Here is a 24748-nt window from a genome sequence, read left to right on the forward strand (position 1 = left end):
TGGGACACGTTTGATTCAGTTGTCCACAGCATAAATAGTTGATGTGACATTCCTGTGACATCGGGTTGTCAATATCGTGTTGGCTGAGCGGAGTCGAAGCCAGGCTTCGTCGCGATCAGACCATGAGGTAATGGGTTTTGCATTGGTAGGGAATGCTTGGAGGTCGCTAAAGGGTGTATTTTTCCAGTCGGCAGGTCTCAGAATGATCGGAATTACCCTAGCTTTGCCAGCCTGGTGATGCTCCATGGCTTGCTTGAGTTCAATTTCGTAGCAGTAGTCTGAGGCGATAAAGTCAGCGCTAATCAATAACAGGATAATGTCTGCTCGTTTTAGATTGTCGTCAATTTCTTTGGCCCAATCTGTACCGGCAACAATGCAGCGATCGTGCCAGGGTTGAATGAGTTTTTGACGCTGGAGGATTTTGAGGTGAGTTTCCAGTTGATTGCGTAGGGTTTCGTCTTTGTGAGAATAGCTGTAAAACGGTTTGAGAGTCTGGTCGCGGCGTTCGATATCTGAGGTTCTCTGGCGGCTGCCTTCGATATCTACGCCGTTGAGTAAGTCTTGAACATTGAGGTCAATGAGTTCGTCACCAACTACTTCCTCAAAAGATTGTCTACCCTTACTTTCTCGTATCAGCAGGTCTTTGTAACTAACGGTAATGTTGGGATAGCCAGGGACAGGCACCAGTTCTTTGGGGGTGAACTTAAAGTTGCTGTGGATGCGGTCAAAGTCAGACCGGATAATGGCTAGGAGGCGACGACGACTGGATAGGGGACCGTTGACGCTGATGCTGACGGATTTGGCTTGGGGGTCTGCTTTAACTAAGGCTTGATTACCTTCGAAGTTGAGGATAACGCCTGTGCGCCAGCGGAGTTGATGGTCGCTTAGTACATGGGTGCGGACGATAAAGCGGGGGAGCAAGCCCTCTGGCAAAATCGGGTACTCGTAGCGAAAATTCAAACATTCAGGCAGTTCAAACTTTGATGCTGCTTCGGGTTGTTGTTTGTCCAGCAGGTCTGGGATGAGATAGCGCTTGTCATCCTCCTGGAAGGGAAAGCATAGCTTGAACTTACGCATTAGACCTAAAAGGAAGTCGTGGCGTTCTAATGGATAGTCTTTGGGCTCTAATAGCCTGCTGAGATAGTTAATTTCCAGTTCACCGTTGGCTTCGGTAAGTTCATGGTCATTGAGGAGTTTGTAAATACCGTTCGTAACCCAGTGGGGGTTAAGGACATGGGTGTCACGGAGACGGCTATCTTGTCTGTAGTTAAGGGCAATGCCGAGGCTATGGAGATGGACTGCTAGCGAATTCTGAGCACTTGGATCAGGTTCTCCATCTGTTTGACAAATTTCTCGGTACTTTTCGAAAGAGATGTAGTTTGCAGCCATATCTGACAGGCGTTTTTTGATCTCAAACCAACTGCCAGGGAATGGGGCTCGCAGATGTTCTAGTCGGTCTGTTTCTCTTTCGATAGCTGCTTGTAGGGTATCAATGCCAATTTCGGTGTCGCAGTCGGTTTGAATAAACTCTCGAACGTTAGGAAACTTTTGCTGTAGGGCGCGACGATTGACATCAAAGGGGTGTTCTGCAACTTTATTGAGCACAACAAGAACAGGTGAGTCACCTCCGAAACTTTCGATGAGTTCTAGCCAGTATTCGGCATCGGCATCTTCATGACCTTGACGACCGTTGAGCACTAGTAAATAAAGGCTGCGCTCGGTGAGAAAGAATTGGTGGGTGGAGTGCATGATTTCTTGGCCACCAAAGTCCCACACGTGGAGGGTAATGTCTTCGCTTTGGTTTAGTCGCAGTGGCCATTGGGTAATGTTAATGCCCTCGGTTTTCTTTGAGTCTTTGTCAAACGTTCCATGAATCAGTCGGTTTACCAGGGAAGTTTTACCCACAGCGCCAAAACCTACAAGAATGAGCTTCGCTTCGTTTAAGGGGTGGCGATCAGTCTGGATGCGGAAATAATAATTAAGAATATTTGCTGGCTTGGCAGGTGTAGCACCAGAGGCAACTTTTTGCCAAGTGGGGCCAAGAATTTCCACAGCAATTCCTAATTGCTCATTTTCATGTAAAAAAAGCTGAGTCAGGTTTTTTCTCCGCTTGAGTTTTTTAGGGATGGAAGTGAGTTGATTTTGAGAGAGGTTAAGGGATGTGAGGTTTTTGAGCTGTGTGAGTTCTTTGGGAACAGAGGTGAGTTGATTCTGGGAGAGATTAAGGGATGTGAGGTTATTCAGCTGTGCGAGTTCTTTGGGTACAAAGATGAGTTGATTTCGAGAGAGATTAAGAGATGTGAGGTTATTCAGCTGTGCGAGTTCTTTAGGTACAAAGGTGAGTTGATTTTGAGAGAGGTTCAGAGATGTAAACTTGTTGAGTTGTCCGAGTTCTTTGGGGATGGAGGTGAGTTGATTTTGAGAGAGGTGAAGGTCTTGGAGGTTATTGAGTTGTCCGAGTTCTTTGGGGATGGAGGTGAGTTGATTTTGAGAGAGGTTAAGGGATGTGAGGTTATTGAGCTGTCCGAGTTCTTTGGGGATGGAGGTGAGTTGATTTTGAGAGAGGTTAAAGGACGTGAGGTTATTGAGCTGTCCGAGTTCTTTGGGGATGGAGGTGAGTTGATTTTGAGAGAGGTTAAGGGATGTGAGGTTATTGAGCTGTCCGAGTTCTTTGGGGATGGAGGTCAGTTGATTCTGGGAGAGGTTAAAGGACGTGAAGTTTTTGAGTCGTCCGAGTTCTTTGGGGATGGAGGTCAGTTGATTCTGGGAGAGGCGAAGGTCTGTGAGGTTATTGAGCTGCCCGAGTTCTTTGGGTACAGAGGTGAGTTGATTTTGGGAGAGGTTAAGGTACTTTAGGTTGTTGAGCTGTGTGAGTTCTTTGGGTACAGAGGTGAGTTGATTTTGGGAGAAGGAGAGGTGTGTAAGATTTTTGAGTTGTCCAAGTTCTTTGGATACAGAGGTAAGTTGATTGTCAAAGAGGAAAAGGTTCGTAAGATTTTTGAGTTGTCCAAGTTCTTTGGATATAGAGGTGAGTTGATTCTGGGAGAGGTTAAGGTACTTTAGATTGTTGAGCTGTGCGAGTTCTTTGGGTACAGAAGTAAGTTGGTTCTTAGAGATGCTAAGAGATGTAAGCTTATTGAGCTGTGTGAGTTCTGTGGGGACCGAGGTGAGTCTCAAATCTGATAGGGTCAGTTCTGTTGCTTCATTTGCAATCGCTTCTTGAATAAGTCTTTGGGCCTCAGCTAACCCGTCTTTCTGTGACATTTTTTCAGCAGCAACAATATCTTCTGGTACTACTGCCAATACCTGAGCAATGACTGTCAGGCTTGCTTCACTTACTCGTTTACCGCGCTCCGGGTGAAATAACCGACTTACCGTATCTGCACTCACACCCGCCTGCTTAGCAATGGCTGCAAAGCTCAGATTCAGTTCAGCTTTAGCAGCTTCTAGCTTTTGTAAGCCTTCAGGGCTGGCCAGAAAACTGCGCGGTTTTGACGACATAGGGGGCTTTGGGGCGGTATCGTTACCAAGATACTCGGCGTAGCCCTGGGCTGCCAGGTATCCCTAATATTTTTAATGGGCGGTGTGTGATGTAGCTCTACCAACTGAAACGATCAAACAGCGCGTGTTACATACCTGACAAACTACTGCCAATCAACAAGTTTAAGATTTGGTACCCTTACAAACTCTCTGGTATTGTGAGTCACTAAAGTCAATTCGTTTGCTAATGCAATTGCAGCAATTTGCAAATCATAGGCCCCTATAGGAGTTCCTTTATCCTGTAAGTCAGCACGAACAGCACCACAGATTGCAGCTGCCTTGCCATCAAAGGGTAAACTTGCAAACTCAGCAAATAGTATTCTTAAGTTTGCCAGGTTCTTAGTTTTACGCTTACTCCTGTAAGCACCGTAATATAGTTCAAACTTAACCACATCACAGATGCATACATCATCAGGAGATTGCGCAAACAAATTTTCATAAACTAATTGACTGCTGCGATTAAGATACGCAATACAGGTGTTGGTATCCAAAAGGTAGAGCATCATTTCTATCGCTTCAAAGCAGAGGCTCACGCTCTGGCTGATTACCTTGTGGTGCCCTCACTAAAGGCTCTCCTTGCCACGCACCAAACAGATCCAGAAACTTTTGCGACCACTGACGCTTTTGCGTGGCCTGAACCGGTTGATAAACAATCAGAATCTCAACCTCTTCATTATGATGATCTGGTAGTTGAACCTGTAACAAACCGGATTCATTAACATGGGATCTCAAACGAATCGTTTTCATGTAGGGTTCCCTCCATTCTGACTGTCGTCATTGGCCTACATCCATTGTAGACGTAGCATTCACTAACTGTGAATGCTGAAAATCACCGAAGCCACCGCACATTTGATTGTAAATCTGTAGTCGCTGCCATTAAAGGTTCTCTGGATAATTAATCGATTGGGTTGATATCGGATAATAGCTGAAACGATCGAACAGGGCTCGTGCAGATGCCGTTGGCTGAGCGGAGTCGAAGCCAACATCCCCTTCGACTCCGCTCAGGGAACGTTTACCCATAGGAACGCTACTTCTTTCCAAATCTCTTCCATTGCCCCGGCGGCGGCAATAAAAACTCATATGATCCAGCTGCACTTCCCGGTTTTGCCGCTAGCACAATATCAAACGACAACGAAATCCGCTCTCCCTCCGTATGATTCATCGTCACCCCATGACGCTGCTTTGAAGGAAACAAAATCAACCGCCCTTCCACAGGCACATACATCGCCTGATCCCGGTTTAAATCATTCCAATCTACAATGATGTTTGTGTTCTCACTACCTAACCCAGGGCTCACCTCATTGGGCCGCATATCATCAAAAAACACCAGGCTGCCCGCCTCATCACTACCTGAATTCGGCACCGATACATAATACACAGCACTAATGTGGGATGTATTATGACAATGGGAACCCACTTCTTGTTGTTGGCGAGAAACCACAGGCCAGGCCCGCTGAATATAGAGATCAATTTGATTTAGATCCACACCCAGCGCTTTCAGATATCTCTGCACATGCACTTCTACCTGACCCACAATCCAAATAAATCGGGGGTCAGTATGGATTTGTTCTGCTCCATGCAGGTCCCCCGTCCAGGCCATCTCAGGAAATGCCCGCCGTTCGTAGCCATCTTTTTCCAACTGTAATGCTGCATCCATCAGCTGCTTTTTATGGGCTGTGGCGTCTGGTAGATCTTCATAGTAAACAGCGAGGGGAAACCAGGTATCAACGGGCATTTTTTAGCTTCGAGGGTAAAGGTATCCGGATTGAGTAGCTTATCAGACTTCAGCTTTGACCGGTGGTTTGATGAAGAGTGAAGGGTGAAGAGTGCCTCTTTATCAGTTCTGTAGGCGTTCCTTGAGTGGAGTCAAAAGGATGTATCGGCTGGGTTTTAGCTTCGACTTCGCTCAGCTAGCGGGAGATGTGGGACAGTTACACCTACTCTTTACCCCCTTTACTATTACTCCCTTTACTCATCACTCACTACTTGCCCATCTCCTGCAATCCACTCCTGCAATAAATGCCAGCAAGGCAGAAAATGCTGAGCCAATACCGCATCCATCTGCCAGAAATGACTATAGCCGTCGCCGGAACAATGGCAGCCAATAAAAATCATTAACAGATCGTGATAGAGTGGTTGCTCAGCAGACTCATCGGCTAGGGATGTGGTGACATCGCGACAGGCGTCGACACATAGATGGTTGATTGTGTTTTGTAGGTACACCAGGTTTGTGGCAGCCTGGCAAAAGATCCCTTCGCTTGATTTGAGAGAGGATAAATAGTGCTGACGATAGTTGTCTAAAAAGATCTCATGGAGACGACTTAGTTTTTGTTTTAGATGGGTGCGTAACTCTAAAGAAAAAGATTTGATGCCCTGATGCTTCCAGTTAGAGAGAATATCCTGTTCTAAGGAGGATGTTTCCAGTGCAGAAATGTTGATTTTCATCAAAGGGTTGATCACTCTGATGAATAAGAAATCGAGATCGATTAGGCTCAGATCTAATTTGACAGGAGTTGTCTTAAATGCCGATGAGCTAGGCAGTTCATCGCTTGCATGGGGATTGCACCAGATAAATTTAAACTCAGCTACATCCGCCATCATTTCCCCAATCAAATGGGTGAACACCAGACCTAATCGTTGGCGTACCTCACCATGGAAAAAGGCATGGGCCTTGTTCTCATTTAAGGTGACTTCATCTGCCACTGGGGAGAATAGCTCTCGGCAAGTGACTGGGCCACTGTCTGTATAGGCTGTTTCTCCGGCTCGTAAAGGTTCATCACAATAGGCCAAACTGGCATAGTCTGCTTCAAACTGAGTCATCATTAGCTGCCAGTAATGGCCCCAAATGTCATGGATAAGAAAGGCTTCGGCTTTTGCGGTGGGTAGAACACTGACCGAGCTGGATAACGCTTCGATGACGTGGTCTATAGATTCTCCTAACTGTTGGGCAATGGGGGTAGCCCAGGCAATATCTATGTTTTGAGGCTGACAGGGGCCAAACGTGGGAAAGCGCCGAAATTGATCAAAGCTGAAGCTTTGCATTCTCTCAAATAGCTCAGAAAGGCGTTGTTGCTCTGCTGTAGGGATTTCAGCCCAGACTTCAGCCTGATCGGTGGGCAGACAAAAGTAAATCTGCAGGGGTGTGTAGATGATGTCAACAATGTTGGCTGGCAGTGTAATGCCAAAGAGATGCTTGAAAAGCACTGTAGCTTGGATACGACTGAGCTGAATTGAGGCTGCACCATTGATGCTGGCGAGACCCACACTGTGTAATACGGTTTGAATAGTGGCAGCTTGGTCTTTAATGCGCTGATCGATCTGCTTTAATGTGTCTTTTAGTTCTTGTTGCTCTTGTTCAGATAATTGAAAGTGTTGGCATAGGCCAAGGGTAGCTGCCTCTGATTCTAGAGCAGGAGGAATCTTATCTGGAGTTTGCTTGCTCAACGTGGGGGAAGATAATGTCCCTTGCCATTGGTGCCCAGCGAGTTGGCAATAGCGTTTGCTCAACAAAGCTGCTCGGACAAATGACTGCCGTACAGCTGTGGGAATAGTCTCAATGGCTTGTACCTGGTGCTGAACGGTATGTCGACGCAGGATGGCTAATTCGTTATGTAAACTCTTGAGTCGCTGTTGTTGTCGTTGGTGAAAGGTGTCGTTGGAGAAATCTCCACGTTTTCGTAAACAGCGGGCAATCTCTAGTGCTTCTGTTAATAATGCTTGATGGGTTTCGACCAGTGGTTCGAGGTGCATGGGTTTAACGGTAGACGGTGCTGACTACCGACTCCTGATTTTTTAAAGAATCAAAATTGCTATTGATTAATACGGACTAACCGAATTTCTGTGCGCTGGTTACGTGAGTCGTTGGCTGGGACTCCTGACAGCGGCTCGCTAAAGCCTTTCCCTTCGGCCAAAATATTGTGATTTACGGCTTGATTCTTTAAGTACTGCACGACAGCTTCGGCTCGCTGCTGGCTGAGGCGCTGGTTGAGTGTGGCACTGCCGGTTTGTGATGTGTGGCCAATGACTCGAATGGCAACCGTTTCGGTATTAAATTCGTTGATTTCAACGGCTAGTTGGGCTAGGGTTTGCTGGCCTTCGGTTGCGATCGCAGCCGACCCTACTCCAAACTTGACCTCACCCCTCACTTCCAAATCACCAATGGGTTGAGAGCTTTGAATGGTCTCAGGTGTCAACTGCTGCGCCTGGGGCTGCTGGGTATTGGTTTCCCCAGTGAGGAATGTGGCTAATTCCGGATCGTCAGCTTTGACCAGTTCGATCAACGACTGGGTATTGGCTACGGCCTCAGCAATAAAGCGATCGCTATAGAGTTCATTCGCTAAAGGGACCTGGGGCAGCTGACCCGATAGCACCAGAATGGCGGCTGTTGCCTCAATCCGCTTTGACAGAATGCCATCCTCCATCCAGCGTCCAGCTTCCACTGAGGTAAAGAAATCAATACCGTCAATCACTAAATCAGCCTGGGATGCTGATAAATTACCATCGGTTTGAATCAGAGTTTTTAATTGACTGTTATCTCGGGCTGACTGATCCATCCATCGATAGTAGGTAGATAGAAAATCTGTGAGCTTTTCTTCGTCTTCCTGGATGAGATCATCCGAAGCCACAATCACATCCAAAATGGCATTGGGCGCATCTTCACTGGAGAGCACAATTGTGTGACCTTGCTCACGGGCCTGGCTCACAAAGGGTTCCCAGAGGACAGCAACAGCAATATTTTGATTGGGATCTTGGAGTTCTTGCCAGGCTTCAGAGGCTTCTGCCACTTTCAGCTGATTGAAGTCCGACAGATTAAATCCGTCAAACCGAATGTCGAGCACTTGCGCCAAAAACTCGCTAGGGGTATCCGCTGCGTAAGCCAAACTCAGAGGCTGACCCTGGGCGATTAGCTGACTGAGATCATTGAGGGATTTTAATTGTGAATACTTTGGTGTATTTAGCACGACTGCATCGGCACCCACAGTCCGATCAATCAGACCAACAATCTTTCCTTCTGGCTGATGCTTCAGGTATTGATCCAAGGTGGTGACAATGAGATCGGCACTGTCTTTTTCTAGACGAGTTGCTCGTTCACCCTGGTCAAATTCATTTTCGAAGCGTATAGATATACCTGATTTTTCCAGCTCTTCATTAAACTCCGGAGATCGAAACGTGCTGTAGCCACTGAAGGTGTCTCCTAGAATGAGCAGTTCGTCTGGGTCACTACTGATCACTGACAAAGGTTTGTTTGCAAATGAAAATAGCGTGTCTTTTAGACTCCAAAAGCCTAAAGAAATCGCAATAATACCCAAAATATAGACAATTGGTGGGGGTCCACCTGCACGATTTGACACTAAGACTACCTCCAGTAATTTCTCCTAAAGTACCTACAACCCATGTCACTTTTGGTCAGCATGGTACTTAAATTCCTGTATGGTCTTATGTTATTTAACCCTAACGTTAGGGTGACCATAACGCCGGTTATGATTTCTGATTTTTCAATTGAGCAGCTCGTTCTTCACAAAATATGAAAGTGATGACGGAGAGACGTGGAAGGCAACGTCTCTCCCTTCCAAGATTGGAATCTGGTACTTTTGTTTCCTAGGTGTTTTCTCTAGGTGTTTGTTGACGTTGTTTGAGCTGCTGCAGACGTCTCTGAATTTCTTGCTGTTGAGCAACTGGATCAATGTCTGCCATCGCTTGCTCTGTTGGGTTGACCGACAGTTCTACAAAGGCACGTTTTTCTAAGTAACGGGTGTGGACGGAATTTTTGGCGGCCTCAAACTGAGCACGGGCAGAAGCCATATCTTGTTCGTTATGGGTTTCTGCAATTGCCGCGAGTGCTTCATTCACCTCAGTTAAATTTTTCAGGGCTTGTAGATCGCTCTTGTAGCGTTCTAGCCGCGCTCGCTCCTGGCGTAATTTGGCTAGGGATGTGTTGACTAATGTTTCGGCTTGTTCAACCTGGGCTTCAACTTTAGGTAAAAGCTGCTCCAGATGAATAGCTGAAGCGATAGCGGCCTCGGCGTCATCATGCCGTCCTTCTTTTTCGGCATTCAGTGCTGATTCTTCAGCCCGCTTGAGTGCGCCCACTTTATATAAGTAAATTTTTTTTTCCCGTTGGAACGTGGCGTATTGTTGGTTGGTGGCTGTAGCAAGTTGGCTGACTGACTGTTGCATTTGTTTGATGGCAGCTTCGGCGGTTGCGATCGCGTCATCATCCAAATCCGCATGACTGTCTGGCCCTGGAGCTTCTTCAGAAATTCCCCATAGCCAGTTCCATACAGCCAGGGTTGCCTTACCTCCACGCTCCCCCATCAACCAATAAACGGCCTTTTTCATGTGTCGTTACAGCGGAAATAGTACAGATACAGCGGTTGCCCTAAGTCAATGATTCAATCAAGTTATCCCATCTGAGCATGGGCCAATTAGAGCATGCTCCTATCCTAATCAATGGGATCCGCGCTATAGGAATTACTTCAGACAATTCACATATAATTCCTCACGGTTCCTGGCGATCTCGATCACATACTTAGCTCAGGTGGGCTCAGAAAACCCTTACCTAACCCTTAGAAACCCATCAACTCAGACTCAGGCATGCCCTGGATAGTAGTAATCGAAGCACAGCGCATCGCGCTTTTAATCACTAGGAGAACGTAAACCATGAAAAATCTACTTTCCACAGGTCTATCTGCTTTGATGCTCGCTGCCGTCATCGCTCCTGTTGCGCAAACTATCAATATCGCTGATGCCTTTGCTGCTCAACCTAGCATTACGCGAGCGGCTAAAACGTTGCTAACTTCGGGGCAATTTGTCACCGTTGACCAGGCCAAAGACACCACTGGCACGGCCCGTATTGTTGAAAAAGATGGCCAGCGTATTCTCGAATTTGATGGTGCGTTTGACACAGCCCGTGGTCCTGACGTACAAGTAGTGCTCTACAGAGGCGATTCTGTTCCTGTGAGCATAGATGAAGCTGATTACGTGGTCATTGGTGATCTCAAGAGTTTTGAAGGCTCCCAAGGCTATGTTCTACCCGCTGATATTAATCTTGCTGAATACGGTTCAGTTGCCATCTGGTGCGCAGAATTCAACGTTACCTTTGGCTACGCTGATATTTAAGGCTTAATCCGATATGAAAATTTTTGGCATAGGTCTGCACTAATAAGTGAATAGACAAAACTATCCATCAATCCGGACTATCTCCGTGGGAGACGCTTTGCGAACGACTCCGCTCCGCCCTCATTTCTCTAAATTAGCTGGTTGAGCGGAGTCGAAACCGATTGATTGATATCGTGTGAGTCATAATTGGACTCCTTCGCCAGACTATTCAAACTCTGGTAAATCTAATGGCTTTTGGATTTGTACATCTATCGTAGGTGGCTGCGCTTGCACCAATTCCGGCTCTGGTAAATCTAACTGCTTTTGCTTTTGCACTTCTACAGCAGGTGCTTGAGCAGGCATCAATTCCTTCTGACGCTCTTCTAGTTTCAGCGGTAGCTTGACCTTCTGAGGTTTCTTCGCTTGCTTAACCTTCGGTAGGCTACGCTCCAAATCATTCAACGGTCGCGGAATCACCATGACGGCACTCAGCTCACCAATGCGCTCAGCCTCATGCATGCCCGCTTCGACGGCGATAGCTACATTAGACAGAGACCCACGAATCAAAATTGTACACAGACCTTCACCAATGGTTTCGTGGGAAATTAGCTCAATTTCAGCCGATTTCGTCATGGCATCGGCTGCCCCTACCATGGCTGGAAAACCACGGGTTTCTAATAACCCAATGGCACCACTACTCATCTGGGTTTCACCGACACCGTCCAACTCACTCAGGCGGGGCAAAATGGGTAGCACCTTCTCCATATCCGCCATTGGTCTAGGAATCAGCGATGACGATACCAATTGTCCAAATCGCTTAGCCGTTTCCACACCCGCATGCACCGCCATGCGCACATCTGCTACCCCACCCCTCACAATAGCGCTACACTGGCCACCACCCGTCTTTTCGTAGCCCACTAAATACACATCAGACGACTTGATCATGGCATCAGCAACACCGATGATGGCTGGAAAACTCGTTGTTGAAACCACACCTAAAGCTGAGTCCTTTACCCGCCGCAGTAACGACATAGCTTTATCATTGGAACTAGCGAGAGCGGAAAAGTCTACTGGCATTGTGAGTCTCAAGTAGCGTTGGAGAGCCCTTGGGTGCTTGTGGTAGTTGAGGTTATATCAACACTCTAAGGTGAAAGTTTAAATAGGGTCTGCTAAAAACGATGTCACTTACTAATCTTTTGATGGGATCTTAAAAACTTTTGTGAGAGAAATATTTTGTCTGACTTGTATAGAAAACAGCTATTTATTATCCTCTATTTTAAGAGCCTTTTTCAGATTGACCACTAGAATCGCCATTATCGAGCGGTTGTCTATGGGGAAAAAGCGCTGATAGTAAGCTATTTAGATGATCACGGCCATAGACATGAGCGTTAGGGGCAGCAGCCGCCATGGTTGATGTATCGTTCCCGCTAGATGCATTTGATGGGGCGACTGGGGGCTCGACATTAGGCACATTGACAGCCTTAGGTGACACAGATTGAGGCTGAACCGTTGACGTAGTCCTCGGCGGCATTGGCATCGAGGGTACAGGGTTGTTTTCAGCCTGAAAGTTAGGCGGCTGAAAGCTAGAAGGGGTAGACTCACCATTGTCAGGAGCCGCAGTTGTTGGTTGAGATGCCTGAGATGCCTGCGCTTCTACTAAAGAGCAAGAAGGAATAATGGTGTTGGGTGCGATCGCAGGATTAATTAGTGTGCTAGACGGTCCCACACAAGCGCCTTTACCCACATAACCGTGGCCGACAATCAACACCCCTGTCCCCAAACTTGCCCCAGCCTCAACATATACACAACCCTGCTTTGCCTGGATCACCACACCAGCACCAACACAAACACCAGGGCCAATGCGAATCGCCGCATTAGATGCAGCTCTGAAGACTACACCTGGTGCGATTGCTGCCGATGCATCAATAACAACGTCGCCGCCGCGATAGTAATGGGTATGACTCACAAAATGCAGAGGCGAGGGTTCCATCGCGACGGACTCAGATACGAAGTGTAACTACGGACGCTGAATGGTGGTTTCTAGAACGCGACACTTGGCACGGGGATCAACACCTACCAGGCGCACATAGTGACCCGAGTGTTCAGCCAACTGAGCTTTCAGAGCAGAAATTACTTCCGATGGACGATTCCCACTGATGGGAGCACCGGTTTGCCATGCACCGCTGCTGTAGCGACGCTTATCGGCATATTCCGTGCTAACGCGATAGCCCTGATTGACTAGCTGAGTTACTTGCTGGGCTAGATCCGCACTGACAGAAGCACTGCTACCGTTGCCATTGGCGCTAGCCGCTGATCGGCTGCTGCCATAGGACGTGGGTTGAGCGCTAGTAGCGTTGGAAGTCACCGGTGTCTGTCCAGGCTTTTGAATAGTAACGGCGCGACCACGCTGCTTGACTCGTGGATCAATGGCAAAGATGCGCACATAGTCATTGGTATGGGCTGCCAACACCTGCTGCACGGCAGCTACCGCCGCCGATTCGCTAGATGCAGAAACAGCAGGTGCCGTTTGCCAGATACCACTGCGATAGCGGCGCTTATCGGCAAACTCAATCCCAATTTTTTGTCCCTGAGCCAAAATGGAGCGGATTTGGGGGACTAAATCACCGCTAGTGACCGGGACAGATGCACCATTCTGGCTCGCTGTAGGGGTTGCAGCGCCATTGCTACCGGTGCTGAGGGCGACAGGCTTGCCATCGCCTCGTTGAATCGTAACAGGAGATACTCGACACTTAGCAATGGGGTCAATGCCAAACATGCGTACATACTCACCAGCATGTTCGGTCATACAAGCTTCTAAAGCCGCAATGGCTTCAGATGCATGAGTAGTTTGGATAGGACTGCAAGTCTGCCAAACACCACTGCGGTAACGGCGTCGATCGGCATGCTCAGTACCAATCTTGTAGCCCTGACGCAGCCAGGCGCTCACTTGACTAGCAATATCTCCACCCACAGGCGCACCGTTACTGGCTGGGGTAGCAGTAGGGGCAGTCCCCATAGAACGCTTACTAGCAGCGACAGGCTGGCCGTCAGGACGTTGCACAGTGATCATGCCCACACGGCGCTTCCCGACCGGGTCGATACCAAAGATACGCACATAGCTGCCCTGATGCTCAGCCATGCAGCGCTCTAGAGATGAAAGAATTTCACCTTCACGGCTAGATTGCACGATTGGGCAGCTCTGCCAAACACCACTGCGGTAGCGGCGCTTGTCGGCATACTCTGAGCCAACTTTGTAGCCCTGCGCTAAAAACTGACGAACCTGTTGAACAATTTCGGGTGCTAGTGCTTGCATAGTATCTATACCAACGTTATCGATGGTGTATGGGGTGTGTGAGCTACTCGCCGAATGGCGTGCAGAGTGAATGGAAACAGCATTTGCTGCACCATCGGGATACCTAAACGCTTTTGAAGCGCTACCTGATTGAGCTGTTTGCTCTTGGGCACGCTCACCAATGTGGGGCTCAACAATGTCTCGAACGAGTGCCAAATCCGCCTCAGTCACCCGGGGCAATGCATCTGCCTGAGCCTGGGTTGTAATTACCGAACCAGATGGAACGCATCGTCCTGGGGGCACCTCAACATCCTGAACAAGGGCGTGCATCATGACAATGACACCATCACCCAATCGAGCGTTAAAAATTGTTGATCTAAAACCAACAAAGCTGGCTTCACCTAAATAGGCAGGACCATGGATCAACGCTTTATGAGTGAGTGTGACATTTGGCGATAGCCAAACAGCATATGAATCGCCATTATCTCCTAGTACGCAACCCTTACTAAGACCGTGAATAACAACACCGTCTTGGATATCACAGTGACTACTGATGTAAAAGGGCAACCCCTCATCTGCCCGGATTGAGGTGCCAGGGGCAATCGACACTTCGGCCCCAATATAAACACCACCTACGACCTGAGAAAAAGAATGAACGAAAGCAGTAGGTTCAATGACCGGCTTAGCCGATGATTGATATTGGGCTGGGGATGCTGCCATGGCTGACTTAACCATTGGCCCATATCCTCCCAGAAAAAATATTAACTAAAATCCTCACGTTTGTTGTAAAGCGAGCCAGAATCCAAACTAACGGTGTCAACAATGGCAACGACAGTTGCATCCACAGGCCTCTCGTTATAGCCAACATGTTGGCGAGCAGCACTGCCGCGGGTAACCAAGACCCATTCTCCAGGCCCGGCACCCACAACATCGGCTGCAACTTCGTAGTCAGGAAGTAACGCACCGTCTTCACTAATAAACTGAATTAGTAAAAACTTTACGCCCGTTAAGCTCGGCTCTTTGCAAGTACTAACAACTGTGCCGCGAACCTTCCCTAGGCGCATGCCTTATCTACCATAGGGGCGAATACCACTTACGCTCTCGCGAAACTGCTCAACAGCTTCGGTATAGCGGATAGGTAGTACGAACTCTAGGTTCTCGTGAGGACGGGCAATAATGTGAGTTGACAAAGTCTGGCCACCATTAACCCGCTTGACGTTCTCAACGCCAGCAGCAACAGAAGCCTGGACTTCAGAAACATCGCCTCGAACGATAACAGTCACACGACCACTACCAATTTTTTCGTAGCCAACTAGGGTTACACGGGCTGCCTTCACCATGGCGTCGGCTGCCTCAACTACCGCTGGGAAACCCAGGGTCTCAACCATTCCTACTGCGATTGCCATCGATTTTTACCTTGGTATGCTATCTATCTGGACTTGGGTAATCGAAATCAAGAAGCCTAGGTTCTAAACTGTTCGACTGCTTCGGTGTAGCGAATGGGCAGTACAAACTCCAGGTTCTCGTGGGGGCGAGCGATGATGTGAGTTGATAGAACCTCACCACCATTTACACGCTTAGCAGACTCGATACCGGCAGCAACTGACGCCTGAACCTCAGATACGTCGCCACGAACGATAACGGTCACGCGACCGCTACCAATTTTTTCGTAGCCAACTAGGGTTACACGCGCGGCCTTAACCATCGCGTCAGCAGCTTCTACAACAGCGGGAAAACCGCGAGTCTCAATCATTCCTACGGCAATCGGCATTGTCGTAAATCTCCTAGAAAAACAGCTTTAGTTCAAGCATTTATATCTCGGCCAGATGAAATTAAGAATTCTTTTCGAATTACTTCACACAGCGAGATGTACCTTGCAAACCGTTAGTCTGCAATAACTCCATGACTACAATTCAGAATACGAGGGGGCTAGCAGTTTGACAATATAAGTCTCAATGATTGTTTCTAATGTTAAGCATTATAAAAACTGATAACCATTTGCTACGGAACGTAACTAAATAGTTGCTTCCTGTTGAAATATAAGTGATGCAGCGTGCTGGGTATTTGTGCTTATGGTATCGGCTGTAGGGTTTCTTGGATGAATTAACGCTGACATATTTCAATGGTTCTTAGCCAATCATTGAAGATTATTCATGAATCCAGAAAGGCTCTTATTGGGGTAACTCATCAGGTACCATTAAGAAATATAAGTAATCTTAAAACTAGTCATAGATTTTTATCTGGGCTAAGGGTTGCAATTGAATCCAATTTTTGAGTCTTTCACATGCCTGGTATTGTGACTATCCACACATTAGTAAGTGAGGATGATTCCGGGCAAAGCTGTGTCGAAAATTCTTGGGTTGTTAAAGTCCGAGGAGCTGACGCTGAGAGTGTTGGTAGATTGGCTCGATGCTTAGGGTGTTTTATGGTTTGCCGGTGGGCTCTTTGATGGCAATGATGCAGTCTCTGATTGAATTAGGTTGGCTGATCCCGATTTATGGGTTTTTGGGGGTGATTTTGGCGTTGCCTTGGTCTATGGGCCTAGTGCAGCGGACGGGGCCCAGGCCAGCGGTTTACATCAATATGTTTATGACCGCCCTCGCATTTGCCCATGGCACTTGTATTTTTATGGGCATTTGGAATGTGGGCTCAGTTGAGCTGCATTTTCCGTGGTTGCAGGTTGCTGATCTCTCGCTGAGTTTTGATCTAGATCTGTCGGTGCTCAACCTGGGGGCGATGGAGCTGTCGACGGGGTTGGCGTTGTTGGCTCAAATCTATGGTTTGGGATATATGGAAAAGGATTGGGCCCTAGCTCGTTTCTTTTCTCTCTTGGGATTTTTCGAAGGGGCTGTCAATGGTGTTTTACTCAGCGGTTCTTTCTTCCTGGCCTATTTCCTGCTGGAGATGCTGACGCTATCTACGTATCTGATCGTAGGTTTTTGGTATGCTCAGCCTCTGGTGGTCAAGGCAGCTAGAGATGCATTCCTCACCAAGCGGGTCGGAGACATTCTGTTGTTGATGGCAGTTCTGGGGCTGGCTAGTTGGGCTGGGGATCTCCATTACAATGAGCTGTACGAATGGGTTAAGGTTGCGGATTTGACTCCGTTGGCGGCGACATTGCTGGGCTTAGCCTTGATTGCGGGGCCTACAGGAAAATGTGCCCAGTTTCCGCTTCATCTTTGGTTGGATGAGGCGATGGAGGGACCCAGTCCGGCATCAATTCTTCGAAATTCGGTGGTGGTAACCTGCGGAGCCTATGTACTGATTAAGCTACAGCCCATTGTGATTTTGTCGCCTGTGGCGCTGACGGCTTTGATCGTGATTGGCACGACAACGGCCATTGGAGCTTCGCTAGTTGCGATCGCACAAGTCGATCTCAAGCGTGCCCTTTCTTACTCCACCAGTGCTTATATTGGTTTGGTTTTCATCGCCGTGGGGGCTGAGTGGCCTGGTGTTGCCATTGGTTTGTTATTTACCCATGCTGTGGCAAAAGCCTTGCTGTTTATGAGCACGGGGGCAATTATTAATAACACCAGCTGCCAGAACATTACAGAGCTAGGCGGAGTGTGGTCTCGGATGCCAGCCACCACGATTGCGTTTGTTGTCGGTAGTGCTGGCATGGTTGGTGTGTTACCGCTTGGTGGTTTTTGGGCGCTACAGCTTGGTGTCGACTTTTTGCGTCGCGAGCATCCTGTCTTAGCCGCTGTCTTCTTGTTGGTTAACGCCCTAACAGTCTTTAATCTGGTGCGAATATTTCGACTGGTGTTCTTAGGGGACATCACGCCTAAAACCCGTCGTTCTCCATCGGTTAACTGGTTGATGGGGACTCCCATGATCGGTCTAAGTATTTTTATTATTTTGTTGCCCTTGGCTTTGATGCGAATGTCATTGCTGCCACCTTTGCAGTATTGGCATCCTTTAGTCTTCGGCTCGTTGATTGTATCTGGACTCATGGGTTTAGCCCTTGGTTGCACGGTGCAATTAAGTCGTTCTTTAGCTCGTTCTACTCAGCTACCGATGCGGCTGATGCAAGACCTTCTGGCTAACGATTTTTACACCGAACAACTGTATCGAGTCACTGTAGTGTTTCTAGTGAGTCAGTTCTCCCGAGTTGTTAGCTGGTTTGATCGCTATGTGGTCGATGGAGCCGTTAATTTGGTAGGCATGGTTTCCTTGATGAGTGGAGAGGGTCTGAAATACAGCATATCTGGCCAATCCCAGGGTTATATTTTCACCATCGTGTTGGGGGTGAGTCTGTTGGGATTGTTGATGACATGGGCGATGTGGTGAGGGGAAACTGATGCTAAGTGCACTGTTATTGATTCCATTACTGGGAGCCATTCTTGTTGGCTGCTGGCCAGGTAAGTTAACCAGCAAGTTAGCTAAAAATGTCAGCGTTGGCTGCTTGTTAGTTAATCTTGCGGTCAGCTTGTATCTGCTAACGCAGTTTGATTTGACAATTACCGGACTACAGTTTCAAGAGTCGCTTCCTTGGCTCGAGACGTTGGGGCTGGGATATGAGTTAGGTCTGGATGGCTTATCGTTGCCGCTAGTGATTATTAATAGTCTTCTGTCGCTAGTTTCGGTCTATGCCAGCGACGATGACACTCGACGGCCCAGGCTTTACTATTGCCTTTTGCTGATGATTACCTTTGCCGTAGCCGGTGCGTTTGTTGCTCAAAATCTCTTGCTCTTCTTTATCTTTTATGAGCTAGAGCTGATTCCCCTCTATCTCTTGATTGCGATTTGGGGAGGACCTCAACGGGGCTATGCTGCTACAAAATTTCTGATTTATACGGCTATCTCTGGAATTTTGATTTTGGCTTCATTTCTGGGTCTAGTTTGGCTCAGTGGGTCTTCTAGCTTTGATTACAGTGCGACCATGGGCCATGGGTTGCCCTGGATTCAACAGGCAGTTTTGTTAGCGGCGCTGCTCATTGGTTTTGGTATTAAAATTCCTCTCTTTCCACTTCACACGTGGTTACCCGATGCCCACGTGCAGGCGTCCACACCCATCTCTGTGCTGTTGGCTGGTGTGTTGCTTAAGTTAGGTACCTACGGTCTTTTTCGATTTGGTGTGGTTACCTTTTCCGAGGTTTGGGTGGATCTAGCTCCCTACCTTGCCTGGTGGGCTGTTGTGAGTGTTCTCTATGGCTCACTGGCAGCTATTGCCCAAACTGACATGAAGAAAATGGTGGCCTATAGTTCAGTAGGTCATATGGGCTATGTGTTGTTAGCGGCTTCGGCGTCTAATCCTCTCAGCTTTGTCGGTACTGTTTTTCAGATGGTGAGCCATGGCTTTATTTCAGCATTGCTTTTTTTAGCAGTTGGCGTGGTTTACAAGAAAACGGGAACGCGTGATTTGACTGTACTGCGAGGTCTGTTAAATCCAGAACGAGGTTTGCCCATAATTGGTAGCGTTATGGTGCTGGCAGTGATGGCTAGTGCTGGTATCCCTGGTATGGTGGGCTTTATCTCTGAATTTATTGTCTATCGTGGCAGCTTTGCGAGTTTTGCCCCTCAAACTCTTTTATGTTTACTGGGGTCTGGTCTCACGGCAGTGTATTTTTTGCTGTTGGTAAATCGTGCGTTCTTTGGGCGTTTAGCGACAACTAAAAACCAAGCTTTAGAACAAGATCCTGTTTTACCTGTGGTCACTTGGCAAGACCGAATGCCTGCTTTGGTTTTAGTGGGTTTGTTGTTTATGTTTGGTTTGAGCCCCAGCTGGATGACTCGTTGGATTGAGCCGACAACAACGTCCATGTATGAGGCGATGCCAATTAAGTTAGAGCTGTCGTCGGCTCATCTGGCGATAATGCCGCTTGAAAATCCTTCTACAGATTTAGCTAGCTGTTCGGATGAGGACTGTGCCTTATGATCCAAACTATGCCTTCTCAATTGAAAGATATTCATCCATTTGCCCACTATGCTGACCGCCTGCTGTCAGGTGGTACCTTGTTGCCGGATACTCCGGATAATGTAGTTCATGTGATGGGTGCCCTCGATAGTTATGGCATTGTGTTGGATTACTATTCCATTAACCTGATTCACATTGCCGATCATCAGTTTTTGAACCTATTTCCAGTGTTCAAATACTTTGATGGAGAGATTAACCCTGCAAGAATGTGGCGACATTTTTGCCATGATCGCATTAACTATGAGTATGCCGAATACATCATGAGAGCCATGATGTGGCACGGTGGTGGCGGGTTAGATGCCTATTTGGATACGGATGAGTTTCGGGAAAATTGTCAGACTGCGATCGCAGCCAAAATCAAATACAACCCGGTGCTACAGCTTTTCCATAAAGTATTTCCTGAGTTTCTGATTGAACAAATTCGTCAGCTTTCCTACTACAGTGGGTTGGGACAATTCTGGCGAGTGATGAGCGATATTTTCACGTCGTTAGCAGCTCGTTATCGTCGGGGAGAAATTAAGCATATTCCCCAGATCGTCGACTATATCAAGGATGGCCTGGTGGCTGATGCGGGCCGACCCATTACCTACAGTGTTGAAATTGGTGGCAAAACCTATGATATTTTGCCTGCCTCTGCTGGTCTAACTTTCTTGCCTGACACGGCCATTCCCTATGTAGAATCTATTTTCTTCCGGGGACTGCCTTTCTTGGGGACGGTTTCCTATAACGCCCAAGCTCAGCAAATTTCTCCGGATAAGAGCCGCTTTGCCTATGGTGCACTGTATGCTGATCCGGTACCCGTTGGGGGTAGCGGTATTCCTCCCACATTATTGATGCAAGATATGTTCCGTCATCTGCCGGACTATTTGGAAGAGCATTACCTCAAGACCGAACGCGGTTTGGGAGACGTGCGGGTCAAAATTTGCGCTAGTTTTCAGCGTTCTATGTTCTGTGTGACCAATGCAGCTTTGATTGGGCTATTACCCAAAGGAGCTGATGCAACGGCACCTGAAGATATTGCTGCCAATCGGGAGTTTCTACTGAACTGGCTGGATCGTCTGGTTCCCTCCCAATTAGAACAGGTTCAGACTCCATAGAATTTAGGTCAAGCTCATTAGAGAAATCATGTAGGGGTGTGCCATGGGATATCCCTACATGATTGCGGTGGTTGAAAATTTTTCTTGAGAGTTTATGAGTCCTACGCCAAATCTCGGTGATCGACGTTAGGCTCAAATGGTCTGCTTTCTATCTAGTTATGTCTTCAACGGTTTCACCGCCTTCTCTTGCAACATCGGCGTCTGAACTACTGCCCCCAGCGGTTACTGTCCTAAATGTAGACGGCATGATGTGTGCTGGGTGTGTGCGGGCAGTGGAAACCCACCTGCGTCAATGTGACGGTGTGGCGACAGCGACCGTGAATTTGGTCACCAAGGCAGCAGCCATCCAATATCAGGCAGAGATTGTTAAACCTGAACGGCTGGCAACTGTACTCACAGATGCCGGTTTCCCCAGCCAGGTACGGCAAGGCGAAGACCCTGGCAATTGGGCTGAGCAGCAAGAGGCCGAGCAGCAAGGACAGGTATGGCGGGTTGCGATCGCACTTACTCTCTTAGCCCTTTCAATCCTTGGTCACATAGAACATGTGGGCGATCCAGATAGCAGTTTTTCAGGACCTATTCTCAGCAGCCTGAGCTTTCACTTTGCATTAGCCACCCTCACCTTAGTGGGGCCTGCGCGAGCAATTCTACAAGATGGCTGGCAGGGAGCACGTCGTGCCCGTCCTAACATGAATACTCTAGTGAGTATTGGTGCTCTGAGTGCCTATACCGCTAGCGTTGTGGCCTTAGTCTTTCCAAAATTAGGCTGGGAGTGCTTTTTTGATGAGCCCGTCATGTTGCTCAGCTTTATTTTGTTAGGGCGTACGTTAGAAGAACGTGCTCGCTTTCGAGCCACTGAGGCTCTTCGTAGTTTGATTGCACTGCAACCCCAGGGCGCTCGCCTGGTGATAGGTGATTCACCAGGCGACAATGTCGAGATTCCCATTAATCAAGTGCAGGTCGATGACATCATCCAAGTTTTGCCTGGCGATAAAATCCCAGTAGATGGGGAGATTGAGGCGGGGCAAACCACCATTAATGAGGCAATGGTCACTGGAGAAGCATTGCCTGTCATGAAGCAGATTGGTGATCCCGTAATCGGCGGTACCTTAAACCAGTCGAGTGCGATTTCTATTAGAGTCAGCCGCACTGGCTCAGATAGTACCCTGGCCCAGATGGTCAGTCTGGTTGAATCTGCTCAAACGCGTAAAGCCCCCATACAGGGCTTAGCAGATACCTTATCCGGTTACTTCACCTATGGGATTTTAATCCTCGCTCTACTGACATTTTGCTTTTGGTACGGCGTTGGATTTACCATCTGGCCTGATGCGATCCAAGCGGCTCTCAATCCGCACCATGTCCATCACAGTCACCTTGTGATAGAAACTTCAAGGCTGTTGGTAAGTCTGAAATTAGCCATTGCCGTTGTCGTGATCGCCTGTCCCTGTGCATTAGGATTGGCTACTCCCATGGCGATTCTAGTGGGGTCTGGCATTGGAGCCCAGAGGGGGTTATTGGTGCGTGGTGGTGATGTTCTAGAAACGGCCCATCATTTAGATACCATCATTTTTGACAAGACCGGCACCCTGACAACAGGGCAGCCCTGGGTGACTGACTGCATTAGCTATGACGCCAGCTTGACTGAGGATGATGTGATTCGTCTAGCAGCTAGTGTTGAGCAAGGAACCCGCCATCCTTTAGCCGAAGCCATTCTCAACGAGGCTGCTCAGCGACAGCTTCCTTTAACTAACGTGACAGATAGCGCAACAACTCCGGGACGTGGAGTTGTTGCACAGTTAGGCAATCAAACGCTCCACCTCGGCAATGCCGCCTGGTTAGCTCAAGCTAATATCGCCACTGATATGGCTAGTGATGTTGCCAATACCTTGAGTGTTGAGGGTAAAACTTTGGTTTATATCGCTGTTGATCATCAATTGGTGGGCCTACTGGCCGCGGCTGATCGCTCCCGTGAGGAAGCCAAATCAGTGATTGAACAACTCCACCGCAAAAACCTTCAGCTCCAGCTCCTGAGTGGTGATCGACCAGCCGTTGCCCATCGATTAGCCATGGATGTAGGGATTGCTGTGTCAGAAGGCAGCATGACACCAGCCGACAAAGTCAATGCCATTGAAAAGCTACAGCAAGCGGGGCACTGTGTTGGCTTTGTGGGTGATGGCATCAATGATGCGCCTGCCCTGGCCCAGGCTGACGTCGGTATCGCCATGCACTCAGGCACTGACATTGCTATGGAAACCGCTGATGTTGTGCTGATGCGTGATGACCTAAACGATGTGTCAGCTGCCCTGGAACTCAGTCGCAGCACCTTTAATAAAATTCGTCAGAACTTAGCCTGGGCCTTTGGCTATAACCTGATTTGTATTCCCCTGGCGGCGGGCATTTTGTTGCCGAACTTTGAAATTGCCTTGAGCCCTGGCTATGCAGGTGGTTTCATGGCGTTTAGTTCGATTAGCGTAGTGCTTAATTCTCTGCTGTTGCGCTGGCAGTTAAGGGAGAGTGTTTAATATCGAACTCAAACCGCAATTTTTTGGCCTTACCAAAAATCCGTCACCCGATACCCTAAGGATCCCAGCATGTCACGTAGCATCGGCATACTCAGACCGATGACATTGGTATGGCAACCCTCTAGCTTTTCCACAAAAAAGCCACCTTTGCCATCGATGGTAAAAGCACCGGCACAATGCATTGGTTCGCCTGTGGCCACATAGTCCTCAATTTCGCGATCGCTAACCCAGGCAAAATAAACCCGAGTCACCTGACATCGAGTTAACGTTTTCGCTGCCTGCGGAGATATTAGTGTGTGGCCAGTAAATAACTCGCCCACTTTACCGCGCATCTTCCACCAGCGTTTGACAGCATCTTCTGGTGTTTCAGGCTTACCGTAAATGGCCCCATCAAATGCTAGGACTGAATCGCATCCTAACACCACTGCATTTGGAAACAAAGGCGCGACAGCTTCTGCCTTGCCCAAGGATAGAGCCTTTACCAATGCACCTGGCTCACTTAGGGTAATTTGATCCTCATCAAACTTGCTGGGGGATACAAAAGGCTGAACCCCGGCATTTAAAAGAAGCTGACGTCGTGCTGAGGAGGCTGACGCTAGGACAAACTGAGGAGCAGACATTGTCTAGTAAACCGAGAATGACGCTACCGACTGAGTGATTGAATTCTTAAGGCGCTTCCAGCGAGCTTCGGGAACAGATGCATTAAATGTAAATAGCTGACCACGACGTACGATGGCACTAGCTAGATTATGGCGTTGCCCTTCGGATGTGGTCGCTAAATACTCCAGAATGTAATAGATTTTACCCTCGTCAGTCTCTATATTTTGAGCATTAATAAGTTCCACATTGCGACTATCACCAGCCATCTCTGTGATGCTTTTAGATAACTTGTAGCCAACTTCAGTGGGGCCACCCAATTCTTCCAGGGTTTTGCCCTCTGCCACTGGGCTCACAACGACGCTAACGTTCTCAGTTACGTTAATGATGTCGTGAAATACAACATCTGGTCCACCGGATACCTTAACTTCTACCCAGCCAGTTGGATAGCTGAACTGATAGCCCTGATAGCTATTAACGTAGTTCAGCAAACTCACAGGAGCCGAACCGCTACAGGCCTGGAGGCCAAACATCGTGGCAAACACAATCATCAGAGCAGCTAGTCGCTTTAGCATTGGGAATACCAGTTAATTAATGTAAAAAGAATTGACAATTTCCATTGTCGCATTTTGTGGAAGGTCTTTGTACCCTTTGCAGGGGGAGCATCGTCCCCTGCTGTTGAGTC

At 48.0% G+C, this 24748-nt stretch carries 21 protein-coding genes; 5 read left to right on the plus strand and 16 right to left on the minus strand.

What is annotated here, in order from left to right; genetic code table 11:
- Window positions 1–15: 15 nt before the first annotated feature.
- From SPB21_RS28370 to SPB21_RS28405, 8 genes are all read right to left on the minus strand, one after another.
- On the minus strand, window positions 16–3501 hold the full coding sequence (locus SPB21_RS28370; RefSeq protein WP_499868366.1) for a leucine-rich repeat domain-containing protein: 3486 nt from the start codon (window positions 3499–3501) through the stop codon (window positions 16–18).
- Window positions 3502–3644: 143 nt separating this feature from the next.
- Window positions 3645–4046 (minus strand): type II toxin-antitoxin system VapC family toxin, encoded by a 402-nt coding sequence (locus SPB21_RS28375; protein ID WP_499868368.1) that lies wholly within the window; start codon window positions 4044–4046, stop codon window positions 3645–3647.
- 10 nt (window positions 4047–4056) lie between these two features.
- Complete coding sequence (locus SPB21_RS28380; RefSeq protein ID WP_163702517.1) at window positions 4057–4287, minus strand: hypothetical protein; 231 nt, start codon at window positions 4285–4287, stop codon at window positions 4057–4059.
- Between the two features lie 129 nt (window positions 4288–4416).
- Complete coding sequence (locus SPB21_RS28385; RefSeq protein WP_499868370.1) at window positions 4417–4560, minus strand: hypothetical protein; 144 nt, start codon at window positions 4558–4560, stop codon at window positions 4417–4419.
- Window positions 4561–4567: 7 nt separating this feature from the next.
- Window positions 4568–5275 (minus strand): TIGR02466 family protein, encoded by a 708-nt coding sequence (locus tag SPB21_RS28390; RefSeq protein ID WP_499868371.1) that lies wholly within the window; start codon window positions 5273–5275, stop codon window positions 4568–4570.
- 233 nt (window positions 5276–5508) lie between these two features.
- Window positions 5509–7290 carry a hypothetical protein gene (locus SPB21_RS28395; RefSeq protein WP_499868372.1) on the minus strand — a complete coding sequence of 594 codons (1782 nt, stop codon included), beginning with the start codon at window positions 7288–7290 and terminating at the stop codon, window positions 5509–5511.
- Between the two features lie 59 nt (window positions 7291–7349).
- Window positions 7350–8891, minus strand: coding sequence for an OmpA family protein (locus SPB21_RS28400; protein WP_499057032.1), 1542 nt, complete (start codon window positions 8889–8891; stop codon window positions 7350–7352).
- Between the two features lie 247 nt (window positions 8892–9138).
- Entirely contained in the window at window positions 9139–9879 is a 741-nt protein-coding gene (locus SPB21_RS28405; RefSeq protein WP_163702521.1) for a PspA/IM30 family protein, read from the minus strand.
- Window positions 9880–10200: 321 nt separating this feature from the next.
- Here SPB21_RS28405 and SPB21_RS28410 point away from each other — a divergent pair, with 321 nt between their 5' ends.
- Window positions 10201–10659 carry a DM13 domain-containing protein gene (locus SPB21_RS28410; RefSeq protein ID WP_163660660.1) on the plus strand — a complete coding sequence of 153 codons (459 nt, stop codon included), beginning with the start codon at window positions 10201–10203 and terminating at the stop codon, window positions 10657–10659.
- A gap of 204 nt (window positions 10660–10863) precedes the next feature.
- Here SPB21_RS28410 and ccmO read toward each other — a convergent pair whose 3' ends face one another.
- From ccmO to SPB21_RS28440, 6 genes are all read right to left on the minus strand, one after another.
- Window positions 10864–11715, minus strand: a complete 852-nt coding sequence (ccmO, locus tag SPB21_RS28415; protein ID WP_163660662.1) for a beta-carboxysome assembly protein CcmO — start codon at window positions 11713–11715, stop codon at window positions 10864–10866.
- Window positions 11716–11914: 199 nt separating this feature from the next.
- Window positions 11915–12628 carry a beta-carboxysome scaffolding protein CcmN gene (gene ccmN / locus SPB21_RS28420; RefSeq protein WP_163660664.1) on the minus strand — a complete coding sequence of 238 codons (714 nt, stop codon included), beginning with the start codon at window positions 12626–12628 and terminating at the stop codon, window positions 11915–11917.
- 27 nt (window positions 12629–12655) lie between these two features.
- On the minus strand, window positions 12656–14665 hold the full coding sequence (locus tag SPB21_RS28425) for a RuBisCO small subunit-like domain-containing protein (protein ID WP_499868375.1): 2010 nt from the start codon (window positions 14663–14665) through the stop codon (window positions 12656–12658).
- Window positions 14666–14691: 26 nt separating this feature from the next.
- Window positions 14692–14994, minus strand: coding sequence for a beta-carboxysome shell vertex protein CcmL (ccmL, locus tag SPB21_RS28430; protein WP_499868376.1), 303 nt, complete (start codon window positions 14992–14994; stop codon window positions 14692–14694).
- Window positions 14995–14997: 3 nt separating this feature from the next.
- Entirely contained in the window at window positions 14998–15336 is a 339-nt protein-coding gene (locus SPB21_RS28435; RefSeq protein WP_006518195.1) for a carbon dioxide-concentrating mechanism protein CcmK, read from the minus strand.
- A 56-nt stretch (window positions 15337–15392) separates the two neighbouring features.
- Window positions 15393–15701 (minus strand): carbon dioxide-concentrating mechanism protein CcmK, encoded by a 309-nt coding sequence (locus SPB21_RS28440; protein WP_006518194.1) that lies wholly within the window; start codon window positions 15699–15701, stop codon window positions 15393–15395.
- A gap of 683 nt (window positions 15702–16384) precedes the next feature.
- Here SPB21_RS28440 and SPB21_RS28445 point away from each other — a divergent pair.
- From SPB21_RS28445 to SPB21_RS28460, 4 genes are all read left to right on the plus strand, one after another.
- Complete coding sequence (locus SPB21_RS28445; RefSeq protein WP_163661709.1) at window positions 16385–18220, plus strand: NAD(P)H-quinone oxidoreductase subunit F; 1836 nt, start codon at window positions 16385–16387, stop codon at window positions 18218–18220.
- Window positions 18221–18230: 10 nt separating this feature from the next.
- Entirely contained in the window at window positions 18231–19808 is a 1578-nt protein-coding gene (locus SPB21_RS28450) for an NADH-quinone oxidoreductase subunit M (RefSeq protein ID WP_499868379.1), read from the plus strand.
- A gap of 8 nt (window positions 19809–19816) precedes the next feature.
- Window positions 19817–20944, plus strand: coding sequence for a CO2 hydration protein (locus SPB21_RS28455; protein ID WP_163660670.1), 1128 nt, complete (start codon window positions 19817–19819; stop codon window positions 20942–20944).
- 158 nt (window positions 20945–21102) lie between these two features.
- Window positions 21103–23466, plus strand: a complete 2364-nt coding sequence (locus SPB21_RS28460; RefSeq protein ID WP_499868381.1) for a heavy metal translocating P-type ATPase — start codon at window positions 21103–21105, stop codon at window positions 23464–23466.
- Window positions 23467–23495: 29 nt separating this feature from the next.
- On the opposite strand, the gene SPB21_RS28465 is transcribed toward SPB21_RS28460, so the two are convergent.
- Both SPB21_RS28465 and psbP read right to left on the minus strand, forming a co-directional pair.
- Entirely contained in the window at window positions 23496–24086 is a 591-nt protein-coding gene (locus SPB21_RS28465) for a Maf family protein (protein ID WP_163660672.1), read from the minus strand.
- A gap of 3 nt (window positions 24087–24089) precedes the next feature.
- A complete protein-coding gene (gene psbP / locus SPB21_RS28470) occupies window positions 24090–24638 on the minus strand; it encodes a photosystem II reaction center PsbP (protein ID WP_163660674.1) in 549 nt (182 codons plus the stop codon).
- Window positions 24639–24748 lie beyond the last annotated feature (110 nt).

Origin of the sequence: Leptothoe sp. ISB3NOV94-8A (assembly GCF_043421595.1) — a bacterium.
In the GTDB taxonomy this organism is placed as follows: Bacteria; Cyanobacteriota; Cyanobacteriia; order Phormidesmidales; family Phormidesmidaceae; genus Leptothoe; species Leptothoe turfae.

Coding starts and splice junctions, on each gene's coding strand:
- SPB21_RS28370 (WP_499868366.1), bottom strand. CDS start 3,501: ATGTCGTCAAAACCGCGCAGTTTTCTGGCCAGCCCTGAAGGCTTACAA.
- ccmL (WP_499868376.1), bottom strand. CDS start 14,994: ATGCGCCTAGGGAAGGTTCGCGGCACAGTTGTTAGTACTTGCAAAGAG.
- SPB21_RS28455 (WP_163660670.1), top strand. CDS start 19,817: ATGCCTTCTCAATTGAAAGATATTCATCCATTTGCCCACTATGCTGAC.
- SPB21_RS28465 (WP_163660672.1), bottom strand. CDS start 24,086: ATGTCTGCTCCTCAGTTTGTCCTAGCGTCAGCCTCCTCAGCACGACGT.
- SPB21_RS28460 (WP_499868381.1), top strand. CDS start 21,103: ATGTCTTCAACGGTTTCACCGCCTTCTCTTGCAACATCGGCGTCTGAA.
- SPB21_RS28405 (WP_163702521.1), bottom strand. CDS start 9,879: ATGAAAAAGGCCGTTTATTGGTTGATGGGGGAGCGTGGAGGTAAGGCA.
- SPB21_RS28445 (WP_163661709.1), top strand. CDS start 16,385: ATGATGCAGTCTCTGATTGAATTAGGTTGGCTGATCCCGATTTATGGG.
- SPB21_RS28410 (WP_163660660.1), top strand. CDS start 10,201: ATGAAAAATCTACTTTCCACAGGTCTATCTGCTTTGATGCTCGCTGCC.
- SPB21_RS28380 (WP_163702517.1), bottom strand. CDS start 4,287: ATGAAAACGATTCGTTTGAGATCCCATGTTAATGAATCCGGTTTGTTA.
- SPB21_RS28435 (WP_006518195.1), bottom strand. CDS start 15,336: ATGGCAATCGCAGTAGGAATGGTTGAGACCCTGGGTTTCCCAGCGGTA.
- ccmO (WP_163660662.1), bottom strand. CDS start 11,715: ATGCCAGTAGACTTTTCCGCTCTCGCTAGTTCCAATGATAAAGCTATG.
- SPB21_RS28395 (WP_499868372.1), bottom strand. CDS start 7,290: ATGCACCTCGAACCACTGGTCGAAACCCATCAAGCATTATTAACAGAA.
- SPB21_RS28425 (WP_499868375.1), bottom strand. CDS start 14,665: ATGGTTAAGTCAGCCATGGCAGCATCCCCAGCCCAATATCAATCATCG.
- psbP (WP_163660674.1), bottom strand. CDS start 24,638: ATGCTAAAGCGACTAGCTGCTCTGATGATTGTGTTTGCCACGATGTTT.
- SPB21_RS28450 (WP_499868379.1), top strand. CDS start 18,231: ATGCTAAGTGCACTGTTATTGATTCCATTACTGGGAGCCATTCTTGTT.
- SPB21_RS28375 (WP_499868368.1), bottom strand. CDS start 4,046: ATGATGCTCTACCTTTTGGATACCAACACCTGTATTGCGTATCTTAAT.
- SPB21_RS28440 (WP_006518194.1), bottom strand. CDS start 15,701: ATGCCGATTGCCGTAGGAATGATTGAGACTCGCGGTTTTCCCGCTGTT.
- ccmN (WP_163660664.1), bottom strand. CDS start 12,628: ATGGAACCCTCGCCTCTGCATTTTGTGAGTCATACCCATTACTATCGC.
- SPB21_RS28390 (WP_499868371.1), bottom strand. CDS start 5,275: ATGCCCGTTGATACCTGGTTTCCCCTCGCTGTTTACTATGAAGATCTA.
- SPB21_RS28385 (WP_499868370.1), bottom strand. CDS start 4,560: ATGGGTAAACGTTCCCTGAGCGGAGTCGAAGGGGATGTTGGCTTCGAC.